The organism is Candidatus Nomurabacteria bacterium, from assembly GCA_023898425.1.
In the GTDB taxonomy this organism is placed as follows: domain Bacteria; phylum Patescibacteriota; class Patescibacteriia; order 2-12-FULL-60-25; family 2-12-FULL-60-25; genus HK-STAS-PATE-2.
Window position 1 is genome coordinate 602,830 of the sequence record CP060222.1, and the last position, 21,469, is coordinate 624,298.

General features: G+C 44.7%; 22 protein-coding genes. 4 read left to right on the forward strand and 18 right to left on the reverse strand.

Translation table 11 applies throughout. The annotated features are described in order from the left end of the window. Positions 1 to 25: 25 nt before the first annotated feature. The 9 genes from H6759_03515 to nusA form a co-directional block, all read right to left on the reverse strand. Positions 26 to 1,129, reverse strand: coding sequence for a peptidoglycan-binding protein (locus H6759_03515; GenBank protein USN52076.1), 1,104 nt, complete (start codon positions 1,127 to 1,129; stop codon positions 26 to 28). Between the two features lie 3 nt (positions 1,130 to 1,132). Beyond that, the gene (locus H6759_03520; GenBank protein ID USN52077.1) at positions 1,133 to 1,687 is read right to left on the reverse strand and encodes a L,D-transpeptidase; all 555 of its coding nucleotides are present in this window, start codon (positions 1,685 to 1,687) and stop codon (positions 1,133 to 1,135) included. A 28-nt stretch (positions 1,688 to 1,715) separates the two neighbouring features. Next, positions 1,716 to 2,537 carry an undecaprenyl-diphosphatase UppP gene (uppP, locus tag H6759_03525; GenBank protein ID USN52078.1) on the reverse strand — a complete coding sequence of 274 codons (822 nt, stop codon included), beginning with the start codon at positions 2,535 to 2,537 and terminating at the stop codon, positions 1,716 to 1,718. Beyond that, positions 2,534 to 4,798, reverse strand: a complete 2,265-nt coding sequence (locus H6759_03530; protein USN52079.1) for a type IV secretion system DNA-binding domain-containing protein — start codon at positions 4,796 to 4,798, stop codon at positions 2,534 to 2,536. The genes uppP and H6759_03530 overlap by 4 nt, the downstream gene beginning before the upstream one ends. 72 nt (positions 4,799 to 4,870) lie before the next feature. Beyond that, positions 4,871 to 6,196 (reverse strand): hypothetical protein, encoded by a 1,326-nt coding sequence (locus H6759_03535; protein ID USN52080.1) that lies wholly within the window; start codon positions 6,194 to 6,196, stop codon positions 4,871 to 4,873. A 63-nt stretch (positions 6,197 to 6,259) separates the two neighbouring features. Next, positions 6,260 to 7,159: a protein translocase subunit SecF gene (secF, locus tag H6759_03540; GenBank protein ID USN52081.1), complete on the reverse strand. Its 900-nt coding sequence runs from the start codon at positions 7,157 to 7,159 to the stop codon at positions 6,260 to 6,262. Between the two features lie 11 nt (positions 7,160 to 7,170). Continuing rightward, positions 7,171 to 9,216: a protein translocase subunit SecD gene (gene secD, locus H6759_03545; protein ID USN52082.1), complete on the reverse strand. Its 2,046-nt coding sequence runs from the start codon at positions 9,214 to 9,216 to the stop codon at positions 7,171 to 7,173. Positions 9,217 to 9,254: 38 nt separating this feature from the next. Continuing rightward, on the reverse strand, positions 9,255 to 10,019 hold the full coding sequence (locus tag H6759_03550; protein USN52083.1) for a membrane protein insertase YidC: 765 nt from the start codon (positions 10,017 to 10,019) through the stop codon (positions 9,255 to 9,257). Between the two features lie 18 nt (positions 10,020 to 10,037). Next, positions 10,038 to 11,387 carry a transcription termination/antitermination protein NusA gene (nusA, locus tag H6759_03555; GenBank protein USN52084.1) on the reverse strand — a complete coding sequence of 450 codons (1,350 nt, stop codon included), beginning with the start codon at positions 11,385 to 11,387 and terminating at the stop codon, positions 10,038 to 10,040. Positions 11,388 to 11,659: 272 nt separating this feature from the next. On the opposite strand from nusA, the gene H6759_03560 reads away from it, so the two are divergent. Next, on the forward strand, positions 11,660 to 12,466 hold the full coding sequence (locus tag H6759_03560; protein USN52085.1) for a hypothetical protein: 807 nt from the start codon (positions 11,660 to 11,662) through the stop codon (positions 12,464 to 12,466). Positions 12,467 to 12,524: 58 nt separating this feature from the next. Here the strand turns inward: H6759_03560 and H6759_03565 are convergent, their stop codons facing one another. Together H6759_03565 and H6759_03570 are read right to left on the reverse strand one after the other, a co-directional pair. Further along, complete coding sequence (locus tag H6759_03565; protein USN52086.1) at positions 12,525 to 13,448, reverse strand: succinylglutamate desuccinylase/aspartoacylase family protein; 924 nt, start codon at positions 13,446 to 13,448, stop codon at positions 12,525 to 12,527. A gap of 49 nt (positions 13,449 to 13,497) precedes the next feature. Continuing rightward, a complete protein-coding gene (locus tag H6759_03570; protein USN52087.1) occupies positions 13,498 to 14,256 on the reverse strand; it encodes a hypothetical protein in 759 nt (252 codons plus the stop codon). A 433-nt stretch (positions 14,257 to 14,689) separates the two neighbouring features. Here H6759_03570 and H6759_03575 point away from each other — a divergent pair, with 433 nt between their 5' ends. Continuing rightward, positions 14,690 to 15,097, forward strand: coding sequence for an NUDIX domain-containing protein (locus tag H6759_03575; GenBank protein USN52088.1), 408 nt, complete (start codon positions 14,690 to 14,692; stop codon positions 15,095 to 15,097). A gap of 62 nt (positions 15,098 to 15,159) precedes the next feature. Next, complete coding sequence (locus H6759_03580; GenBank protein ID USN52089.1) at positions 15,160 to 15,738, forward strand: GNAT family N-acetyltransferase; 579 nt, start codon at positions 15,160 to 15,162, stop codon at positions 15,736 to 15,738. A 158-nt stretch (positions 15,739 to 15,896) separates the two neighbouring features. Here H6759_03580 and H6759_03585 read toward each other — a convergent pair whose 3' ends face one another. The 4 genes from H6759_03585 to H6759_03600 are packed head-to-tail and all read right to left on the reverse strand — an operon-like array spanning position 15,897 to position 18,200. Beyond that, positions 15,897 to 16,448: a hypothetical protein gene (locus H6759_03585; GenBank protein ID USN52090.1), complete on the reverse strand. Its 552-nt coding sequence runs from the start codon at positions 16,446 to 16,448 to the stop codon at positions 15,897 to 15,899. Then, positions 16,445 to 16,924: a hypothetical protein gene (locus H6759_03590; protein USN52091.1), complete on the reverse strand. Its 480-nt coding sequence runs from the start codon at positions 16,922 to 16,924 to the stop codon at positions 16,445 to 16,447. The genes H6759_03585 and H6759_03590 overlap by 4 nt, the downstream gene beginning before the upstream one ends. A 37-nt stretch (positions 16,925 to 16,961) precedes the next feature. Then, positions 16,962 to 17,510: a class IV adenylate cyclase gene (cyaB, locus tag H6759_03595; GenBank protein ID USN52092.1), complete on the reverse strand. Its 549-nt coding sequence runs from the start codon at positions 17,508 to 17,510 to the stop codon at positions 16,962 to 16,964. Positions 17,511 to 17,519: 9 nt separating this feature from the next. Continuing rightward, positions 17,520 to 18,200 (reverse strand): class I SAM-dependent methyltransferase, encoded by a 681-nt coding sequence (locus tag H6759_03600; GenBank protein USN52093.1) that lies wholly within the window; start codon positions 18,198 to 18,200, stop codon positions 17,520 to 17,522. Positions 18,201 to 18,567: 367 nt separating this feature from the next. Between H6759_03600 and H6759_03605 the strand changes: the two genes are divergently transcribed. Continuing rightward, positions 18,568 to 19,269, forward strand: a complete 702-nt coding sequence (locus H6759_03605; protein ID USN52094.1) for a hypothetical protein — start codon at positions 18,568 to 18,570, stop codon at positions 19,267 to 19,269. A 170-nt stretch (positions 19,270 to 19,439) separates the two neighbouring features. On the opposite strand, the gene H6759_03610 is transcribed toward H6759_03605, so the two are convergent. From H6759_03610 to H6759_03620, 3 genes are all read right to left on the reverse strand, one after another. Continuing rightward, on the reverse strand, positions 19,440 to 19,835 hold the full coding sequence (locus H6759_03610; protein USN52095.1) for a hypothetical protein: 396 nt from the start codon (positions 19,833 to 19,835) through the stop codon (positions 19,440 to 19,442). Positions 19,836 to 19,979: 144 nt separating this feature from the next. Continuing rightward, the gene (locus H6759_03615) at positions 19,980 to 20,339 is read right to left on the reverse strand and encodes a hypothetical protein (protein ID USN52096.1); all 360 of its coding nucleotides are present in this window, start codon (positions 20,337 to 20,339) and stop codon (positions 19,980 to 19,982) included. Continuing rightward, entirely contained in the window at positions 20,314 to 21,465 is a 1,152-nt protein-coding gene (locus H6759_03620) for a hypothetical protein (GenBank protein USN52097.1), read from the reverse strand. The genes H6759_03615 and H6759_03620 overlap by 26 nt, the downstream gene beginning before the upstream one ends. Positions 21,466 to 21,469 lie beyond the last annotated feature (4 nt).

A 21,469-nucleotide genomic window follows, 5' to 3' on the forward strand; every position in this document is an offset into this window, starting at 1 on the left:
TTTTTAATTAAGTGCTGCCTTATTCTTATTCTATCTCTACTAATTTTGCCCAGGTATTTGGACCGACTTGGCCATAGCCCAATACGCCAGGTTTTGCGATGCCGTATTTTTCTTGAAATTTTTTGACTGCTGCGAGGGTGAGTGGGCCAAAATACCCTGTAACACGCCCATCGGCGTAGACAGATTTGTCACGTGCAAGAATCGTCTGAACGCGAGTCACATCGGCATTCGTCATACCATAAACAACTCGATTGCCTGGAAGTGCTTTTGTTGCTTTAAAGGCTTCTTCTTGAGTCCACGCCCATAATGCCATGCGTTTTGCACTATCAAATGACCCTTGTTTTGTTGGAGCGCCTAAAACAACAACGATCACTTTCTTTTTTGGATCATGACTTCCGTCTGGATAGTAAGGCTCAAGTTCGGTTACAAGATTGTACTCTGACTCATGAAGATATCCTGTTTTAGCGCCACTCATCCATACTTGTGAATCGTCATAAAAACTCACATTTGTGGTGTTGTAATAACGCGATGCTCCAGCGAGCGTATAGTAATGCCCTCTTGCAACAGAGGCTGACTGAATTTCTGACCGATCAAAAGCAGCCTTGGCGATCTTTACCATATCAGCCGCGGACGTCATGTTATGCTCATTCATCCCCGTTGGTTCATAAAAAACGGATTGGGTTGTGCCTAAGGACTTTACCTTGCTATTCATGCGTTGTGCAAAAGCACTCTCGCTCAATCCAGTAGAACGCGCAATAACATTCATCGCGTTATTTACGCTGGCACCAATGGCGGCGTTCCACCAATCACGCAATGCGAGGCGTGTACCAACATCAACCCTAAGTCTTCCACCTCCAACTTCATCTTTTTGAATACTCCTCATCGAGGTATTCCAATTTGGTCGAGTATCAAGAAAAACAAGACCAGCGACCAACTTACTTAAGCTTGCTGCCGCATGTGGCTTATCAGGCTTAAAGCTATAGATCATCTTATTGGTTGACGGTACATAAATAGCCGCCGCCGCAAACTCATTTGGGATGGGTCGATACGAAGCAGAAACGGTAGCAGGAAAAGAAAGGGTGCTAACGAAAGCTGCAGTAACAATGGTTGTTAATACACTTCGTTTCATAGACTATTGCTTAATGATAACGGGCGTACCAATTTCTGACCATTCGTAAAGTCTTTTTGCTGCACCGATACCGAGACGTATACAACCATGACTCACAGGCTTACCTAAATGATCTTCGCCTTCTTTTTTACCACCAGGCCATTCTGGTAACTCGTGTAATCCGTGGCCACGCGTTGTAAAGGCCATCCAATACGGCATCCATAATTTTGCAGATCTGGACCATGCTCGTGGGTGCTTATTAAGAATCTTAAACGTGCCTGTTGGTGTTCTCATTCCTGGCTTACCTGTTGAAACCGTAAATTCTGAAATCACAACACCACTCAATTGTTGCTGAAGCTTTTGCTCACTTAAATCAACATTGATCGTTTTTATCAAACGAATTGGCTCAGTACTTGTTGGTGAAAATGCCGCCCAAATCTCTTGACCATCGGTAAATGAATCACCGTCTGTATCTGGATTGTGTGGATCAGTTCCAAAGCGTAACTCTACTGCGTCTGAAATACCATCACCATCTGCATCGGCAATCGCCTCAGCAGAAGGTGCGGTTACCGAAAGCACGAATGCACTAAAAACAATTAAGCCTAGACTAGGCAGCAAATAGGATAATGAGCGCGAGCGCATAGCGGTAAATGACAAATGGGACATAAGATTCCTTTACAACATACCTTAAAAGCAGACGGATGGCGAAAATACCGGTAATTGCCGCCGTCAAGAATCCTGAAAGCAGCTTTAGTGGATGTTCCATTCCGCCTTCAAGAAAAAGCTTTAGCAAACCATAACCGCCTGCCGCCATCATAACAGGGATACTGACAAAAAAAGAAAAGCGCGCCGCTAAAGCACGGGACATTCCGGATAATAGTCCAGCGGTAATCGTAATTCCTGAACGACTCGTTCCTGGGAGTAGTGCGAGTGGTTGCGCAAAAGCAATACTCAAAACCTGTTTCCAGCTGATTTTTGCTTCTAGAAGCGAGATGTTTTCTTTTGATGTTGCACGCGAATCTGCGTACCAAAGTAAACTACCCCAAACAACTAAATCAAACGCGACGAGCTGCACATTTCGAGCATGGGTTTCGAGCCAGCTATTTAACACATAGCCGATCAATAACGCTGGTGTTGCAGCGACAGCGATTTTAACAATTACATCTCTCGCATGTAATTGTTCGTTCTTATTTGTAGCAGGATGTAAAGCGTTTTTTGCAAGTCCAATAATATCTGACCAAAAACACCAAAAAATAGCGATCAATGTACCGAGATGAAGAACAACATCAAAAGAAAGACCTTGATCCTCCCAACCAAAAAGCACCGGAACAAGGAGCAAATGCCCACTTGATGAAACAGGCAAAAACTCGGCGAGGCCCTGTACCGCACCCAAAACAACGCCCTGTGCTATTTGCGTAAATAGAATCATAGATCAATGTCATCAAACCTTACTCTATCCCCTTGCGTAAGCGTATGAGTCTTGGTTGGCTCTACTTCTCGTTTTACTGGATCACTTTTTTGCCCTGCATAAGCTGAGCTAGATGTTTGCTGAGCTTGTTCTTGTGGTTTTTTATTGCGACTACGACGTCTCTTTTTCTTTGCGTTCATTGCAGGCTTAGTAATCAACTCAGAAATAGCCTCGGTCATACCGGCGCGATCTTCGAGGGCGCTTTTACTCGTAACAATATCTTCACCTTTTGCTTTTTTAATAGCTGCTAAAAGATCGAGATCTTCATCTTCTTGATCAGCTTTTGGCACGATTTTTACTTGCGGCGCTGGTTGCTCTGAACGAATAATCCGTGGACGATTTGGTTGAGCTGATGCTGATGAGAACCCAGGTCGAACCTCATCTTCTTTGCGAACAATTGCTGCGACTTTTTCGTCTGGCACTGCTGTACGTTTTACACTACGAATCATCCCCTGCTTTGACTTGCGTTCTTCGGCTACGATTGGACGGCAGTCCGTACAATAGATTGGGCGCGATGTATCAAGTTGAATAGCGAGATTAAAGACCTTGCCACAACGCGAACAGGTATGCGGAAAGTCAGGACGTTGTTTTTTGCCTTGTGCCTGTGGGATCGAGGCTTTAATTGCCTCTAATCGTTCTGGGCGAATCTTAAGGTATTCTGTTGTATCAACGTCACCAAGGTCTAGTGAACTCTCTTTTATTGATTGGGCGGGTACAAGCACTGCTCTATCGCTAACATTTGCATCATTAAGCGTTGGCTCTTCTGATGCGGTAACTGGTGGTAAAATAGATGTTGTATCCCCTGAAGGAATAATATCTGCTTGTTCGCCTTGTTTTTTCTTTTCTTCAAATTCGCGCACTGCTTGCTCTAGGGCAGCAGGGATAGGCGCCGCTTTAACAGGCGCATCTGGAGCCTGAGTATTTGCCTCCATGCCACTCCACTGAAGAACTTTCGCTTCAATAATATGACGCGGCTCTGCATAGCGCTCACGCGAAACAGCGATAACCTTTTCTTGATTGTCTGTTTTTGTTGCGATTGGCGCTAATGTATTTGCCGAAAAAGGTGGTGTTGCGACACCATCAACCATGAGCTTGAGATAGATCTGATATTTGGCCAAATTTACGAGATCTTCTGGCGTAAAGGTAGGTGCAAATTCTGTTTCCATGGCTGTTGCATCAGCGCCACCGACACGCATCGCGATAATCGTACCGACGTTACCAAAAATAGCGGCAGCGACTTTTTCGTCGAGCTGCTCAATATACTGATGCGCAACCGTTAAATTTAAATGAAACTTACGTGCCTCTGAAAGAATGCTCGCAAAAGACTCGTTCGCAAAATTCTGAAACTCATCTACGTAAAGATAAAAGTCTCGACGATCTTTTTCTGGTACATTTTGTCGTTCTTGTGCGGCGAGTTGGATTTTTGTCACCAACATCCCACCAAGTAAGCGCATATTATCTTCGCCAATACGGCCTTTGGCGAGGTTTACAATCAAAATCTTTCCGTCATCCATTACACGACGTAAATTTATTGTAGATTTTACCTGTGCAACAATATTACGAATAATTGATGAAGAAAGAAATTGTCCTACCTTGTTTTGTACCGGTGCAATTGCTTCTGTTGCGTATTTTTCTGACCATTGCGTAAACTCGGCTACCCAAAATGTTTTTACAATAGGATCTTTGATTTTTGTAATAACACGAGCGCGGTAATCTTTATCGACAAGTAAACGGTTAATACCGAGTAATGTAGCACCTGGATAATCCAAAAGAGCGTGAATACAGTTGATAAGAATGTATTCCATGCGAGGACTCCAAACATCAGGCCAAATCTTTTTAAAGACGCCCATTAAACCAGAAGCAATAAGATGCTTTTGGTCATCGTTTTCTGTTTCTAGAATATTAAATCCAATCGGAAAATCAACGTCCGCTGGATTAAAATAGATCACATCGTTAATGCGATGAGCCGGAATATAGTCTAAAAGCTTTTCTGCTGTATCGCCGTGCGGATCCACATAGCAACAACCATGACCGGCCATAATATCAGCTAAGACAAAGTTCTCTTGAAGCGTTGTCTTACCCATACCGGTTTTACCGATAATATAAATATGACGACGTCTGTCGTCGGTTTTTATACCGAATTTGCGTTTTTGGTTACGAAAATTTGTCTCTGCAAAGAGCGTAATTTCGTTTTCGTGATCGTGGTTATATTCAGGTGCCATAGTGGGTCAGCAACAACGCCGCGTTGTTTTGCGACGTGCGATAAAGTGCATAACAAGATACTACCATGAAGCTTACTCAAACGGAATATACGAAGGTGCTTCTTGCTTTTTAGACTCTGTAATACGCAATGCAGGTGATTTTGCCTGTAGAAGAATAGGAAAATGCCATAATGTTGCTAACTCCTCAGTCGACATAAAGAAACGCGCTAAACCAACGCCCGCCGAACGTGCACGATACGCTCTTATAAGCGCCGTTTTACGTTCGTTGTTTCGTTTATCTTTAAACAAGATAATGGAACCAGAGATACCCGTCTTCTTAAAGTCTGGCTTTAATGACTGCATATTATAGGTATTAAACTGCTTGATAGCACCAATAAATGCCGCTGCTACCTTACCTTTGTTAAATGCCGTTCTTTTGCCTGTATAGACAAAACGTATTTTGCACTCAAAGCCGATTTTGGATGTTTTGCGCTCTATAGACTCTAAAACAGTCTTTTCACCAGATGTGAGCCCTGTCATTTTTTTATCAAGCTCGGGCTTACTACCCGCGCTTGGTGTCGGTAGCACACCTAATAAGCGCAACGGAAACAGCACTATCGTGTCCAACATGCTCTCCTTTTCTACCTTTGGAATACCTTTGATCTTTTCGATCTCAGCTTTTGCACGTGCAAGCGGCTCTTTTTGATCGGTTGGATATAAAATATATTGCAACCATAATTGCTCATCTTTACCTAAGCGTGCCATCACCTCAAAGAGCGCTGCCAAAGGATCTTTAAACTCACCTGATACCATGTCTTCAAAATCACGGTAGGTTTTGAGCGGGTATGGATCAGGACGTACGTTGGTAAGCTCCGCTCCCCAGACATCCCATTCTGCGTCAGGGTAGCTTGTAGGAGGGACTTTCGCGTAGTCAGCCGCTGATACGTCTTCGATTTCTGCGTCTGGATATTGAGCAAAAATAGAAGACTCGATGAGATCACGCAAGCCGCTTAATGCATAAACATAAAAACTTGTTACACCATCGATGGATACGATTTCTACTGAAATTGGCGCTTGCGTTATACCATCAATCCATTTTTCTTTTGTACTAGGCGAAGAGTGTGCACCGGCAAGATGTGCAAAGAGGTTTTCTACCGCTTTAACCGTCTGTTCATGCATTTTTGGGACAGTGATTCTTAACAGTGTCCATTGTCGTTTTGCGCCTGCCTTATTCTGAATATAGTTGAGATACGACTCCTTTAAAATATACCAAATGACTGGAATGAAAATGATCCATCCCCCGTTAATAAAAAGATACCCCATACCCGATATCGGATCTGAGCCAGCGATATTTAAGGTCTCATTGATAACAAGGATTGCTCGCGCCTGAATATCGACAAGCCATTGCATGATGTCCATAGACGAAATGATAACACGCCCAGCGACATTGCGTCACGGGGCGCGTTATTTGTGGGTGTTTTGTTATTTTTTTCGACGAGAGAACTTGTCCATCGTTACCAATAATGGGGATGCGATGAAGATCGATGAATACGTACCTGCTGCAATACCGATAATCAATGTGAGGGTGAAGTCATGAAGACTTGATCCGCCAAAAAGATAGATAGCGACTAAGGCCAACAAGGTTGTGACCGATGTATTAAACGAACGCAACATTGTTTGTTGAATGGATGCTTCGACAATTTCTGCAAAACTTCCTTCGCGAGTACGGAGATTTTCACGTACACGATCAAGAACAACAATTGTATCTGTGATCGAATAACCGAGAATCGTAAGAATCGCTGCCACAAACGGTGTGCCGATTTCTACTCCATAGTAGTGACCCAAGAAGGCAAAGACACCAAGCGGGATAATGATATCGTGAAAGGCAGCAATAATAGTAACCGCACCGTACTGCCAAGACTTTACAACGCCCGAAACCTTACGAAAGGCCCAAGCAACATAAGCTAGAATCAAGAGCAAGGTCACAATAAGACCCTGAAGAGACTTTGTGCGAAGCTCTTTACCAATGACAGGGCCGATGGCATCGAAGCGTAGCTCGGTTGAAGTACCAAATGATTGGCTGAGCTTTTCGATAACAGCCGCATGTTCATCTTCATTAAGGGCTTTTGTACGAATCTGGATATCGCTCTCCCCTGCTGGTTGAATAACAACGGAACCAAGATCTTGTACCGCTTCACGAAGTGCTGCATCAGTATCAGCGATAGAAGGTCTTTGCTCAAAACGCACAGCAAGAATAGAGCCACCGGTAAAGTCGATACCTTGTTTAATGCCGTAACCACCAATACCGATAAGAGAAGCAAGGATAAGTACCGCAGAGAACGAGTACCAAATGTGACGATATTTAACAACGAATGATTTCATAGTCGTAGAGATTAGGAACGCTTGTCGAGAAACAAGGCCGGATACTTCTTAAGTTTGGTGCTAATAGCATAGCGCATCAAGGTTCGTGTAACGACAACGGCCGTAAATAACGACAAACCAATACCGATAGCAAGCGTAAACGCAAAGCCCTTGATGATAGATGATGAGAAGCCAAAGAGCACAACACAAGAAATAAGCACCGTTACATGACCATCACGAATGGATGGCCAAGCACGACGAAACGCTTCTTCGAGCGCTTGAGGTAATGCCTTGCCAAGCTTTAATTCTTCTTTTAGACGTTCGAATTGCAAAATGTTTGCATCTACCGCGATACCAATCGAGAGAATAAACCCAGCGATACCAGCGAGCGTCAACGTTACAGGAATTGCTTTAAAGGCGGTTGCATTGAGCGCTGCATAAAGTGCAAGCGCAATAACAGCCACAAGACCAGGGATGCGATACATCAAGATCATAAAGATTGCGACCAAGATAAAGCCCCAAAGGCCTGCGATCAACGAAGCATTTACAGAATCGGCGCCTAGTGTCGCGCCAACGCTTTGCTGTGATACAAGCTCAACCGGTACTGGCAAGGCGCCCGCCTGCAAACGACGAGCAAGTGTTTTGGATTCTTCGATAGACATGCTGCCAGAAATAACCGCTCTACCACCAAAAATCTCCTGATTAACAACTGGCGTTGAAATTGGCTGACCATCCAAGAAGATCGCGATTGGCTTACCAATATTAGCCTTTGTGAGCTCACCAAAAAGTTTTGCGCCTTCGTCATCAAACTGAAGCGCTACTTGTGGTTGACCTGTTTGCTGATCAAAGTCCACAACAGCAGACTGCAATTGCTTACCTGTGAGCTGTGTTGTCTTCCACTCTTCTGGTGCAGGCACAATATCTGTTGATTGTGATTTTTTTACCGAAATGATACGTACATTTGCCTTTTTCGAAGCACGCTCATCTTGCTTTAAGATAAGGTGAAAGCCAAAAGGAGACTCGACGACATCAGAAACGGTTCCTACCTCTTGTGAGAAGACCGTATTTTCGAAAGCTTCTACCATATCTCCTTTCGCAAACCATCCAAGCTCACCAGCGGTGCTTGAAGCGTTTGGTTCTACGGAGTTTTGACGTACAAGATCAGCAAAATTCTCTGGTGTAGCCTGAGATTTTAATTCATCGATCTTTTTACGTGCGTCTTCTTTTGAAACCGTTGATGTAAGACCGCCTTCATTACCTTGGTAGGTGATAAGAAGATGGCTTGCTTTTACTTCAGTGCCATTATCTGTAATGGACTCTACTTTAGCAATCGTATAAGAATCCTGTTGTTCAAAAACACGATCAATAACCGTACCAGGTTCTGCCGCGATAGCAGCAACACGGATCGCTTCATTAGGACCATCATTATAGTCAAAAGAAAGCTCGCCAAGATCCCCTGCCTTAGACTTAAGTGCAGCGGTTGTATTGTTTTCGCGAGCAAGCGCCTCAAAACTTGTTGGATCAGCTTTTGCTTTTACCAAGAGTTCGTCAATGCTTTTTCGTTCTTCTCCATTTTTTTGTATAAGCTGTTGCTTTTCTTCTTCGGTTAAATCACGAGGCTTTTCTGTGCTTTGCTCTTTAAACTCTAAAATCGGTGTCTCACCAATAAGTTTAATGGCATCGCGTACGTTATTTACGCCAGCGAGTTCAACTTGAACGCGCCAAGCGTCCCCTGCTTGTGTTACCTGAACCACTGGCTCAGAAACACCGAGGGTATTTACACGACGTTCGATAACGTCACGAACACCTGCCATTGCATCGCGGTGTTCACTTGGAGCGATTCTTGAAAGGTCTGCCTCATATTCGAGACTGGTACCACCTTGCAAATCAAGACCAAGCGCAAATTTTGAGCTAATCGTTGGTATCTTTGCATGCGTTGCTTGATTAAAAGCAGTGATAAGTGAGTTCGCTGGGCCTGGATAGGCGTATGAGCCAGCGAGAACAAACAGCAAGACGAGCCAAAGCGTGCGTTGCACGATGGTCTTGCGAGAAAGGGTGTTATTTTTTGAGTGTTTCATAATCTGTGGATAAACGCGTGAAGCTTAGCGGAACATCATTAACCCTTCAACTGTGGTTCGATTTTCGGCGGCATGCGACGAAGAACGTAAACCTGTTGAAGAAGCGTAAGACCGCTCATCACCAACCAATAAAGAGTAAGCCCACCTGGCAAAGAGATACCGATAAAGACCGTCATCACCGGCATGATGTACATCATTTGCTTGTTCATCATGGCTGCCATGCTTTCGTCTTTGGCGCCTTTTGTTTCTGCAACAATAACAGGAGGCTGTGAGATTGTTGCTGCAGGTGGTTTAAGGATATGTCTTGTTTGCAAGAACTGAATCAATCCAGCTAGTACCGCCAAAACATAGTTTGGCTTTGTTAGATCAAAAAGCCCGATAAAGATTGTCTGTATAGATGTTGGTGTTGGGACGAAGGCATACAAGTCGCCGTAACCACCTGCCTTTAATCCGACATTAAGCGCCTGGTAAAGCGCGATGAAAATCGGGATCTGAACCAAGAGCGGCCAGCAACCGGCGGCTGGATTCACTTTTTCTTTTTTATAAAGCTCCATGAGCTCTTTTGCTTGCTCGTCTTGATTGTCTTTGAGACGTTTGCGAATTTCTTCAATTTTTGGTTGAAGTTCTTGCATGTCGCGCTGTTGCTTGATTTGCAAAAGTGCCAGTGGATACGTAATCACCTTCACGATCAAGGTCATGAGGATGATAGAAATACCGATATCTTTGTACGGCAAAATACCGTAGAGCCAAATCAAAAGATTAAAGATCGGCTGAAAAAAGATGCTGTGAAAGAGTGCTGTCATAGAATATGAATTGCCGTATTAGCTTTCATCCGACGAAGGAGCAGCTTCTGCAATCGTAGGTGTTTGTTCAAGGATCTCTTCTTCGAGTGTTGGCTCTGCATTTTCTTCGTCAGCATCTGCTGCACTTGAAGCGATAGCTGCGATCTCTGTAATATCTTCAGCTGCAACAATAACTGGCTCGGTACCATCAAAGGCTTTGCCACCTTCTTCTTGAACCGTGATCTTCCAGCCGGTGAGCTTGGCTGCAAGACGTACATTTTGTCCGCCTTTACCGATGGCAAGTGAAAGTTGGTCCGATGGAACCAAAACCGTAGCAAGATGCTCGTCCTCATCCAAAGAAACAGAAATAACACGAGCCGGTGAAAGAGATGATTCGATATATTCTTTTGCATCTTCGTGCCAAAGAACAACGTCTACTTTTTCGCCACCAAGTTCGCGGATAACCGCCTGGATACGCATACCACGTTGACCGATACAAGAACCGATTGGATCAACGGAGTCATCTGGTGACATAACCGCTACCTTGGCACGAGAACCTGGCTCACGAACAATATTACGAATCTCTACAGTCCCGTTTAAAACCTCAGGGATTTCTTGACCAAATAATGCCGAAATAAGCGTAGGAGATGTACGTGACAAACGAATTTCTGGACCACGACCCGTCATCTCAACAGAACGTAAGAGAGCTTTAAGACGTGTACCTGGGTAGTAACGCTCGGATTCGATTTGATCTTCTGGAAGAAGAACACCTGTTGCACGACCAAGATCAATAAGCACAATACGACCTTCGCGGCGTTGCACGGTCACATTCATCAATTCACCTTCACGTCCTTTGAAATCAGAATAGATAACGGTACGCTCTGCTTCACGAAGTTTTTGCAAAATCACTTGCTTTGCGGTTTGCGCTGCCATGCGACCAAAAGCTGCAGGTACGGACAATTCAACACGCATCTCTTCGTTAAGAACAGCGTCTGGCTTAAGATCACGAGCGTCAGAAATCATGATCATTGTTTTTGGATTAAAACGGAACTCTTCTTGAAGAGCGACGTCGGTAATCTCTTCTTGGTTGCGGATGAAGCGACCTTTCTCATCTTTTTTTGGAGCTTGCGCTGCCTCTAGACGAGCAAAGTATTCATCGTCGAGCTCCATGTCTTCGACAACCGTTTTGACATCAAAAACACGAATACCACCGGTAAGACCGTCGTATTTTTCTGGATCAAACTCAACCACAATATTTTGGTTCTTATTACCAAAATCTTTGCGATAGGCAGCCGCAAGCGCGGTTTGCACCGTATCAAGTACGGATTCGTAGGAAATGTTCTTTTCGTCAGCGATTTGTTTCATCGCAAGCGTAATTGGTGAGGCCATAGTGTAGTGCTAGTCATCTCAAATGATTAAGTTCTGAGCGACATGTAGTAAAAAAGCCCGATCGTCGGATCAGGCTTATGGTCAAGAGGATACTCCCCTGTCACTGAATCGTCAAACACATACAAACCCCCTGACAGACGTGACCCCCCTGCCCCCACGCTTGTGGAGGTTCTGAGTTTTGACCTATATATAGGACGATGCGTTGACAAATCTTATAATATAGTGTTTTCTACGTTCGCTGATGCTTTTGTCAGCGAAAGGACAGTGAATTCGTGCAACTCGTTTCTTCGCAATTTTCGATCGTCGAGAAGAAGGGTGACATCCCTCAACTCATCAAGCATATCGCTGATGCCGTCAGACGACGTAGGTTATACGATAAGTCCCCGATGGTTTCTGTCGTCTCTCCGTGGATCGAAGAAGCCTGTCTATTGCCCTGCGCAATCAAGATGATCTGTGACACGATCACCGAGTACGACTCACAAGAGAACACCGAAGACCGACTACGGAAAAGCGATGAACTGCTCGTCATTCAGGCACTGCATGATTGCAGTAAGCTTGATGAACATATTGGGCCAGTGCTCGTAAATGTACCCGATATTCTCGTTGCTGATATCAAAAATGGCACAGATGACTGGGGAGTGATTCAACAGCACCTCATGGAGAATTCCTCGGCTCGCTTCATCGTCTTGGCGAGCGGCAAAGAGATCGGAGTCCTTATGGAGATACATAATCGATTCTTGCCAATTCTACCAAGCAAGATCTACCGGGTATTTCATTGGCCTGATCCTTTTCAACGCTCTGCTAGCGTAAAGCGTGATTATTTCATCCACTTTGTGAGCGAAAAGTCACCCGCCATTGCAGAAGTGATCCAAATGGATCCAGAAGCCTGTGCCTTGTTGCGCAGATCATTCAAGCAGCTTTCACTCGACGATACCTGGATCGAGTGTCTGCGAGCTCATGCTCACCGCTACGTAGAACGTGTCGAGCTCTTCAATGATGAGCATCCAACAAAGGTGCTCGAATCATATATGAAAGAACTTTGCAGAAAAAACCTGCGCAAAAAGACTAACGCTGCCTAGCGTTGGCCACACCCGCCCTCATGACTACACAGGGGGCGGGTGTTTCGATTAGTAAAAATTAGATTACAGGCTTCGCGATGTAATACAAATTTTTATCCTTTTTTATCTTGTGGGGCGACTTAGGAAAGAGTAGCATCCCTTGCTCTGGCGCGCATTCATTTTCTCCATTGAGATAATGCCCGATGATTTGGCCTTTTTGCACAAGCTGCCATCCAGAATCCATCCCTTGAACATACTTAAAATAGCTATCTTTAGCCTGGATCGAATGCGTAAGTGTATAAAGTTGCTGAGAAACAGCCTCATGTATTTTTATAGCCTCCCGCTCAAAGATACCGACGTGCTGTAAAGCGCGATTCATTTCTTGAACGATATCTATTACGCGACTAAGATCATCTTCTTTTCCTGTTTCATATCCAATAGCTACTCCTCCACATTGCTCTACATAAGCGTCTGTTGTTGCCCGATGTTTCAACCCTTCATCCATAGCGAGAACATTATATAAATCCATCAAAATATACTCTACGGGAAATATCTGAAAGATTTCTCTGTGCTTTGATGAATCATTTCCACAAACGATAAACGGAGGTGACTCAGCACTCGTCGCATGGATATCAAAAACAAAATCTGCGCTAGCAAGTAATGGTGCCAACTCACGAGCACGCACCAAATCATATGGATCTTCTGTTGATGGTTCACGTTGAAGATCTTCGTCAATAAAATAACGATTTAAATCACGTCCTTCTGTCGTTCCTCGTTGGCGTAATGCAATTGCTTTAGGATTTCCGAATATCAACAGAAGCTCACCTTTTATCTCTTTTGATACTTCGATACCTCGAGAACAATCCTCTATACCAAACGTATGTAAAAAATGTTTTACAACCTCAATACCCGTTAATTCATCTCCGTGAGTGCCACCGAGTATAGCTACCGATGGGCCTGGCTGAGTACCGATTATACGGCAACAAAATGATGGTATTTTCATAAAAGAATCTGAGAGTTAGAGATTACTCTAACTCTCAGTAGATAGCGACTTAATACTTAAGAACAACCCTGTCGATTACAGATATCCATTGATGGATGCGCGACAAATCGTTAGTCATTCCAAACATACGCAGTTCAACTGTACCGTGTTGGCTTATTCTTACTAGATGCCAACAGTTGCGTGGATTATTAACAAATCCCTGCTCGCACGCGACCTCAAAAAAGTGGTCTCGAGAAGTATATTGCGGTGGACTCCAATTTGGAGCCATCTGCCGATATAACCTCAATCGTTCACCTTGGCTATGATCTCCCATCTTAATAAAGTCTTCAAGACATTTAACGATGTTGTTATACATAGAGATAGCGTCATCTAGGTCTTTTGCGCCACGATGGATATGTATCCCCGCAACACGACAAGCGGCACGAAGCATCTCTTTTGGTAGATGCTTTACGAGCTTTTTATATCGATTGTTATCCGGATAGATTTCAATAGACATATCCTCTTGTGCGACTTCTAAGGCTACAATATCCGCACCCATTAACATAGCAGTACGGCGCGCCTGGGCATCAGCGATTTGAAGATTACTCAAAATCTTTGTGATCGAATGTTCAGGAGCTGTGCGATGTTCTACCTGACATGCTGAGAGTTCATATGTCCACGCAGGATCCTGAACTCGTGCAAGAAATTCTTGCGAACGAGGCACCGGTATTCCATGAGCATCCGTTAGGAAAAACTCACGTTCTACGCCATATGCACCTGCAAGAACAGGATTGAACCGAAACTGAGAAAAGAACGATTGCTTATCCATAGTAACCTCGCTGTAGTAAACCTCGGGTGTCCAATAAAAACATCCCGTCCTCATGACGCCAAAAATATGACGTACATGAGGACGGGATGTTTTTAGCCCGTGGTACCACCTCAATTATTTTTTAACTCAAAAAGAATTAAAACTTTTTAGAGACCTTTGATCTCATTCCCTGTGATGACGGTGGGTTTCCGGATTGTCACAAGAAGCAACAATCACCTCTTCAAAGTCCAATTTCGTTTATCGCTATAATGGGGCTCACACTATCCCCCACTCGCTCGCCAGGGAGCGATAAATTACTACTTCTTTGAATTCAAACGGTTTTCGTTAAGATGGAAAGAACAATGTCTTGATCATATTCAAACATACGAAACATGTCAAAGTGACATATAGTTTTGTTTTCTTGACTCCCCTCTATTACACTGCTCATTATCCTATGAGCATCGTCCTAAAAGCCGGCATGGTCATCTATCGTAATAAAAACAATGTTAGAGAATTTTTGTTGATTTACAGAAAAAAGCATAGCGATTGGTCTTTTCCGAAAGGACATCTTGAAGACGGTGAAACAACACTACAAACAGCCATTAGAGAAGTCCGAGAAGAAACAGGCCTAGCTCCGATTATCATAAAGCGTTTAGAACCCCTACATTATACGAGTAGAAAACAAAAAGAGATCGCATTAGAAATGTTTTTAGCCATGTGTGACAGCGATGATTTCTCTGCCAAAACCGAAAGCGATGAAACACCTTCGTGGATACCAGAAAAAGATGTTTTCGCACGATTAACGCATGAGAATTTGAAACGCTATTTTCTAAATACGATACTACCGAGCATAGACAGATAACGTTGACGATAAACAAATAATTTGATATAGAAAAAGTAGCTCCCTTCAAATCGAGGTAACTGATGTCAAAAAAGCCTAAAGAAACTACATCTGCACCTTTTCTTGTGGGTAAACGCCTCTACCTAAGAGCGCCCGAACCTGAAGATGCTGCGCTCTTTCAACGCGCCATCAGCGACCCGTTCACTCGCCAATGGCTTTTGAACCGTTTTCCGATCAGTTTCAAGCAAGAGATCGAATTCATCGAGCGAATGAATCCCCCAGGCCAACCGCCAACGCAGACCATCTTCTCGATCGTAATCAAGAAGAACCATCAGCTAATCGGTAATATGGGCCTCTTCCGTATCAATTGGCTGGATCGCAAAGCTGAAACCGCTGCTCTCATTATTTCGGACAAGTACCGAAGCAAGGGCTACGGCGTCGAAGCCAAAGAGCTCTTACTCGAATACGCATTCAACACGCTCGGCTTGCACCGCATCGAGTCATGCGCGATGGCAGACAATATCCGCTCACTCGCCTACCTTCGTAAAAGCGGGTATGTAGAAGAAGGTGTGCAACGCGAAGCTATATTCAAAAATGGCAGATGGACAGACCTCATCTGCTTCTCGATACTCAAAGAGGAGTGGAGGAGACGTCACCACTGAAATTCTCAAACCCTCCCTGCGGAGGGTTTTAGAATTCAAAAATCTCTCACGGATGTTGGTTCTTGACCGCATACGTGAGAGATTTGATAGCTCCCGATTATTCGGGTTTGCAGATAGTGGCAACAAGGTACGTACCTCGATGAGAAGGACCTATATGTTTAGGCCGAGATCCTTTTCGAGATTAACTCCACTAACTCATTGGGGCTTAACAAATCCGTGTTGAACCGAATAATTTCTCCATTCATTCTTAGATGAAGGTGCTCGTCATAGTACGATCGAATGTCATTCTGCTTTGAGAGTATCCTTACATCGCCTGCCGACATACCTCTTACCTCTAACCGCCTCATCTGTACATCGTGCGAAACGTCGAGATAGACAGTGTAGTCTGGCATGAGTAAGTTGAGAAAATCGTCACGGTCAACAGACATACCCATAGCGCGGTGATAGACATAGGTAGTAAGCCAATATCGATCTACCACCACCAATGCAGTCGGATCAAATAACGCCATCTCTCTAGATGCAACTTTCACAGCTTCCAGATAAAATGAGTAATGATCTTCGTTTGAGGCGCTCCTATCAACAGCATCTCTCAGCGCTTTCAAACTAGGTGGTGGAGTGGGGTAATATACACCCCTAGAGTGCAAGCTTGCGAGCTGCTTACCGACAGTGGTCTTGCCGGATGCGTCTACACCTTCGAAAACAAGTATCATTTCACACCTCGAATTCCGATGAGGGTAACTGTTTTGCAAGAACCCGCAACAAATACTTCGGCTTCGGCTCCGATACTCATGCCGATAAACGGCTTAACCATCGGAGCTAAATACGAGACTACTTGCGGAAACGTTTTCATATCAGAATCGCCGTACCCACCAACAAAAAACTCCTTCCGAGTCCCGTCAACGTCGAGCACAGCTATCTGTCCAATCGAAAGATGAGTAAGGTCTTCTGAAACCTCTTCAAAAACAAGAGCATTTTTAATCAACTCGCCAATCTTACCCAGTTGATTATTTAGCTGGTCTTCTTGGCGACACAGATCTTCAAAGGCAAAATTATCGTGCCATTGGTTGCCGCCAGTTTCCGAAGCTTCGCCTTTTTGAAATTGAGCGTCTCTCAATTTCTTTATAACCCGCTCACGCTCGTCCAGGATTCGTGCGAACCCCTCCTTTGTGAAGTAGAATTTCTCCATGATAAAACCTCTTGCCACTGAAGGCAACAAAACGTTACTAACAATTCTCGTGTTGGCATTCCCAGACAATATCTCGATACGGCATGCGCTCAAGTATATCATCTGTGAACCCTAAAATGTTTGCACATTTATTTATTTTCGTCAACGCATCAACCTCGTCTTGACCCTCTACTTCAATCTCCACAAAAATACCAGCGCTTCGGATTTCATCAAAACATACCGTACAGTCTTCAAATTCAAAGTACTGCCGATTCTTTTCAACTTCTACCAGGACAGTATTTCCAAGGCTTTGTAATAACTTTTTTGCCACAATAGCGTCTTGAATTCTCATATTCGTTTCCTCTTTGGCAAAATATCCTAATTGATCATCACCAATCGTTGGTGGCTTATAGGTTATTTCATGAAATTCATCCCCGCGACTTCTAATTCGAAGACACTCTTTCGTGGTATATGAGTCACGGCTACCAACATTGAAGTACGTGTCAGTCTCGGTATCAGACCCTTTAAACACCCCTCTCTCTTTGAGAGTACGTAGGACGGTTGCAGCCTGTTCGTGACTTAAGCGATATTTCTTTTCAATTTCCATATATCAATTTTATCTACAATTAATAACTGTGAGATAGTGTCTTTGAATCTCTCTGTGTAAACCAATCGGACATTCAATCGCTAATCCGTCATCCACATCATTGATTCGAATTGGGTCTGAACTGTATTGCTCTTTTCCCTTTGGATGGTATAGCTCCAGAAATTTTCTGGTAAAAGATATCCAAGACGCACGTTCATATATTACGCACTTCATCAAATTCATACCGTCCGGACAGAGAACATCCCTATAGAACAGCTTACCTCCTGGCATTAAAACCCTATCGATCTCGCGAAACGCCTTTGACAGCGCTGCGCGAGACGTCATTCCAACCGTCTGAGAGTATGAGAACACTTCATGAAAAACAGCTGATGCGTTTATTGCGCTAACCGATTCATCATCAAATGGTAAACTTGTTGCTGAGCCATGTATAGCTACTAAATCTTTTTGCTTCGCTAGCTCAACCAAAGCAATTTCATTGTCGACACCAATCACGTCTATCGATTCAAGAATTTTTGCAGCTCTTGTTAGATGATTCAACCCTTCTCCACCGCCGATACCCAGCTCCAAAATCAAAGCCCTTCCACGCCTTCGTGGAATATCTCCTGATTGAATACAGTCGACAATGTCCCCAACCTTCTCGTCCATATTTTTCGAAATTTGCTCTAGATAACCTTTATGTATTTTTTCCATGATCTCTAAATAGGTAAAGTTAGTCTTTGGTTTCTAAGTTAGATTAATTGTATGCCCTCATACCTCTTATTGGAAAGATCGACAAATAAATACAAATCCATAACAAAATTTCTCCACGTGGGATCTTTTAATAGGAGAAACACCCAACAAACCAAAAGTAAATCTCAACTATCCGTCCACACAAACCTTGACAAAATCTTAAAATATTGTTAGCGTCCAATATTGTACAGACGCGGGCATATTTTCATGATATCCTTTAGTCACGTACCTTCTTAACTTTCCTTGCTTAAGAGCAGTCAACATGGTGTTGACCGCCTTTGGCTAGGGCCACAGAAAATGCCGGAACAGCCGGCGAAAGGACAGTGTCATGATCACAAACATGCGCTCGGCCCTACTTTGGGCTGGTCTCATCTCGACTCTCTTCATCTTCACCCTCGGCTGCGGCGACGGCATCGACCACATCGTGGACGGCGGCCCCTGCCAGAACACACCGTGGGTGTGCCCGGACGACTCCGGGATGGGTGGAGACAACAGCATCGATGGCGGAGACGTCGGCAACTGCACCCCAGTCGCCGAAGACACGTTCTCCTGTCTCACCGGAGTCGACAACGACTGCGATCAGCTGACCGGAGTCAACGACACCGACTGCGACGCACCGATGTGTCACCCGGGTGGTGCCTACGGTCCAGACATCCTTGATGGGATTCACGGGAACACCATGGACTACTGCTTCGACTTCTCGTGGTCGAACGATCTCACCACCGACATGAGTGGGACGATGGCCCAAGTGCTCAATCGACCGCAGATGTTCACCTGCTGTCGCGTAAGCGACGGTTTCTGCCCTGCAAGGTCGCTGTCTTACAGCAGTCCGATTGAGCCAGGCCTAGAGCCCGGCGTAGAGTGGAATGATCAGACGGATTGTCCTCTTGGAGCCGAGGTTGGGCCCAATGGCGAACGCCTACTCGTCAATCGAGTTTGCGGGGTCTTCACCCGACTTCTCGATAGCGGGCTCATCGAGCGCGGCACCATCTCGGGCGATGCCCGCACGGTCACCGATAATTGTCAGTAACCGACTACTGACGTCTATATGCAAGCCTCTGAACGCTCTACGTTCGGAGGCTTTTTTCATACTGTTGGTTTTTATCCTACACTTCTCAAAGCCTTCCTTCACCCTTCGCTCATACGGAGGAAGAAGGAGAGTTCAGTGCAACTAAAAAGAAGCCCTTACGGGCTTCTTTTTTAGTTACCTGGCCTTAATTGTACAGCGCCTGGGTAAACAACCCACGGTCTAGCGGTTGGAGAGCCTGACACTATAGAACACTCGTTTCTAATAAATGCCGGCCCATCTTCATTTACATCGAGCAGTTCCCTTGTAAGATTGGTATTTAGTCGAACCTCACCCGTATCACTGACCTCCTCAGGATCTGGATTCGCACCAGCATAACAGCCGCCGTATGGATGCAGGATTTTACTTGAAGAAACATCCCCAAGAACGCCATTAGTGTTATCAGCGCGACACTCACCCGTACACCATCCCCAATTATCCATTACCTGTAGACGAGGAGTGAAGTAACAGGAATTGGTGGTTGTATCGAAACATCCAGAGATATCCGTTACACCTGTTACCGATGCCATACGCTCTGCGATACAAGTATCACCAGCGGCGCAGCCGCTATCTGCGGTACAAGTTTTGAAGGATTACGTGAGCAATATCCCCAGCTGCTATCTGACAAACCGGTAATTCATTAGGCTTTCTAGGCTCTCCAACCGGTGCCGGTCTCATGCTCTCATTACAGACATAGACATGCTGGAAGTCAAAGTAGTTTGAGTCACAGGCGTCTCGGCTATTGCCAAACATGGTACGCACGATACATTTGTCATTTGGATAATCAGCACTCCCACATTCTGCATCGGCTGAACAGGTTTTTGTGGTTGATTTTGACACACACCCGTTGACTTACAAAGACCGGCACCGGCAGGGCAGTCGCCGTCAGAATTACAGGTAAGACCAGAGGCGCGAACCTGATCTGAACATTCACTTTGAACGTTACAGTATGGCTTATGGTTTTTGAGTTTTGTGTCTGCGAGCTTGGTGCTTTGACCATCACCCCAATCAATATAGATACGTTTGAGTGGCATTTGATTGTGTGTTGCCCAAGCATAGAAACGCATACTTGCGACAAACTGTCCGACACCTGCATTGAGTGGCCCCTGATGTTTGACCGCTTAAGTTAAACGCATTAGTTTGTGCAACTTCGCATTGTCCAGGAACAGCACAATTGCGTGTATCTGGGGCTGCAACCATTGGAGGTCTAGGCGTGTAATAGGTGATGTAGTTGAAGTTTTGGCTAGCAATAGCAGTAAAGCCCAAAAAGGATGGTGTGTAATGACCGAGTGTTACATCCGTAGGTAGCGGGACTGATGATCGTGGGTCAAGCGAAACGACTTTACCTGTGCCACCAATCTTATAGGAGACGAGCCCACAATATTCATCCGCTGGATTTGGACAGAGGTCGAGACGAGGATAATAGCCAATACCATGGGTACAGATATTATTGTCTTTGTCTGGATCTGTAGAATTTGGGTCTCCGATAAGCGCATTATCTGGCGGTTTACAGTCTGAACTTGCTGCGCTGCTACCCGCTACGACACAATTAGCTGCCTCTCCTGAGCCTGAATAGGGGTTATTAAGAACGGCGCAACTATCGCCACCGACTTGGCAAAGGCTACCTTCTTGTAATCCACCCACGCATCTACCAAAATTTGAATCACTTTGAGAGATTTGAGCGCATCTTTGGTTGCTTACTATATCTTCAACCGTGACCTGACAATCTGCAACTTCGTTACAAGAGACGTAATTACCATTGAGTGTACTTGGTCTCCCAGCTACCGGTTCTGCAATCGTGATGCCACTGTCACGAAATGCCTGAGTTAAGAGCGCGGTCCCCTCTGCGTCTCCTAATGTCCATCGACAGAATTTTTCATTCACTAAAGGGTCTCTGCGTACACACGATGCAACAGGTCCTGGTATTGTAGCTGGATCTAGTGGGACATTCGCTACAGTCACACGTGTCACTATTAAACAATCATCTGATCCCCTCGTAGTAGGCTTACTACAATTGATCTGATAAGAACCTGCTCCATCACAGACAAAAGCTTTTTCATCTGACGCTGCACTCAATGTTAGTTGTTGAAGGCTTGATCCAGCATTTATTTTTGAATATCTACCGTTACCGTCTACCCTCCACTCTGAGAGATGATACATTTAT

Excerpts from the sequence above, each read along its gene's own strand:
- H6759_03515 (USN52076.1), bottom strand. The coding sequence starts at position 1,129 with ATGAAACGAAGTGTATTAACAACCATTGTTACTGCAGCTTTCGTTAGC.
- uppP (USN52078.1), bottom strand. The coding sequence starts at position 2,537 with ATGATTCTATTTACGCAAATAGCACAGGGCGTTGTTTTGGGTGCGGTA.
- H6759_03530 (USN52079.1), bottom strand. The coding sequence starts at position 4,798 with ATGGCACCTGAATATAACCACGATCACGAAAACGAAATTACGCTCTTT.
- H6759_03535 (USN52080.1), bottom strand. The coding sequence starts at position 6,196 with ATGGACATCATGCAATGGCTTGTCGATATTCAGGCGCGAGCAATCCTT.
- secF (USN52081.1), bottom strand. The coding sequence starts at position 7,159 with ATGAAATCATTCGTTGTTAAATATCGTCACATTTGGTACTCGTTCTCT.
- secD (USN52082.1), bottom strand. The coding sequence starts at position 9,216 with ATGAAACACTCAAAAAATAACACCCTTTCTCGCAAGACCATCGTGCAA.
- H6759_03550 (USN52083.1), bottom strand. The coding sequence starts at position 10,019 with ATGACAGCACTCTTTCACAGCATCTTTTTTCAGCCGATCTTTAATCTT.
- nusA (USN52084.1), bottom strand. The coding sequence starts at position 11,387 with ATGGCCTCACCAATTACGCTTGCGATGAAACAAATCGCTGACGAAAAG.
- H6759_03565 (USN52086.1), bottom strand. The coding sequence starts at position 13,448 with ATGAAAATACCATCATTTTGTTGCCGTATAATCGGTACTCAGCCAGGC.
- H6759_03570 (USN52087.1), bottom strand. The coding sequence starts at position 14,256 with ATGGATAAGCAATCGTTCTTTTCTCAGTTTCGGTTCAATCCTGTTCTT.
- H6759_03575 (USN52088.1), top strand. The coding sequence starts at position 14,690 with ATGAGCATCGTCCTAAAAGCCGGCATGGTCATCTATCGTAATAAAAAC.
- H6759_03580 (USN52089.1), top strand. The coding sequence starts at position 15,160 with ATGTCAAAAAAGCCTAAAGAAACTACATCTGCACCTTTTCTTGTGGGT.
- H6759_03585 (USN52090.1), bottom strand. The coding sequence starts at position 16,448 with ATGATACTTGTTTTCGAAGGTGTAGACGCATCCGGCAAGACCACTGTC.
- H6759_03590 (USN52091.1), bottom strand. The coding sequence starts at position 16,924 with ATGGAGAAATTCTACTTCACAAAGGAGGGGTTCGCACGAATCCTGGAC.
- cyaB (USN52092.1), bottom strand. The coding sequence starts at position 17,510 with ATGGAAATTGAAAAGAAATATCGCTTAAGTCACGAACAGGCTGCAACC.
- H6759_03600 (USN52093.1), bottom strand. The coding sequence starts at position 18,200 with ATGGAAAAAATACATAAAGGTTATCTAGAGCAAATTTCGAAAAATATG.
- H6759_03605 (USN52094.1), top strand. The coding sequence starts at position 18,568 with ATGATCACAAACATGCGCTCGGCCCTACTTTGGGCTGGTCTCATCTCG.
- H6759_03610 (USN52095.1), bottom strand. The coding sequence starts at position 19,835 with ATGGCATCGGTAACAGGTGTAACGGATATCTCTGGATGTTTCGATACA.
- H6759_03615 (USN52096.1), bottom strand. The coding sequence starts at position 20,339 with ATGCCACTCAAACGTATCTATATTGATTGGGGTGATGGTCAAAGCACC.
- H6759_03620 (USN52097.1), bottom strand. The coding sequence starts at position 21,465 with ATGTATCATCTCTCAGAGTGGAGGGTAGACGGTAACGGTAGATATTCA.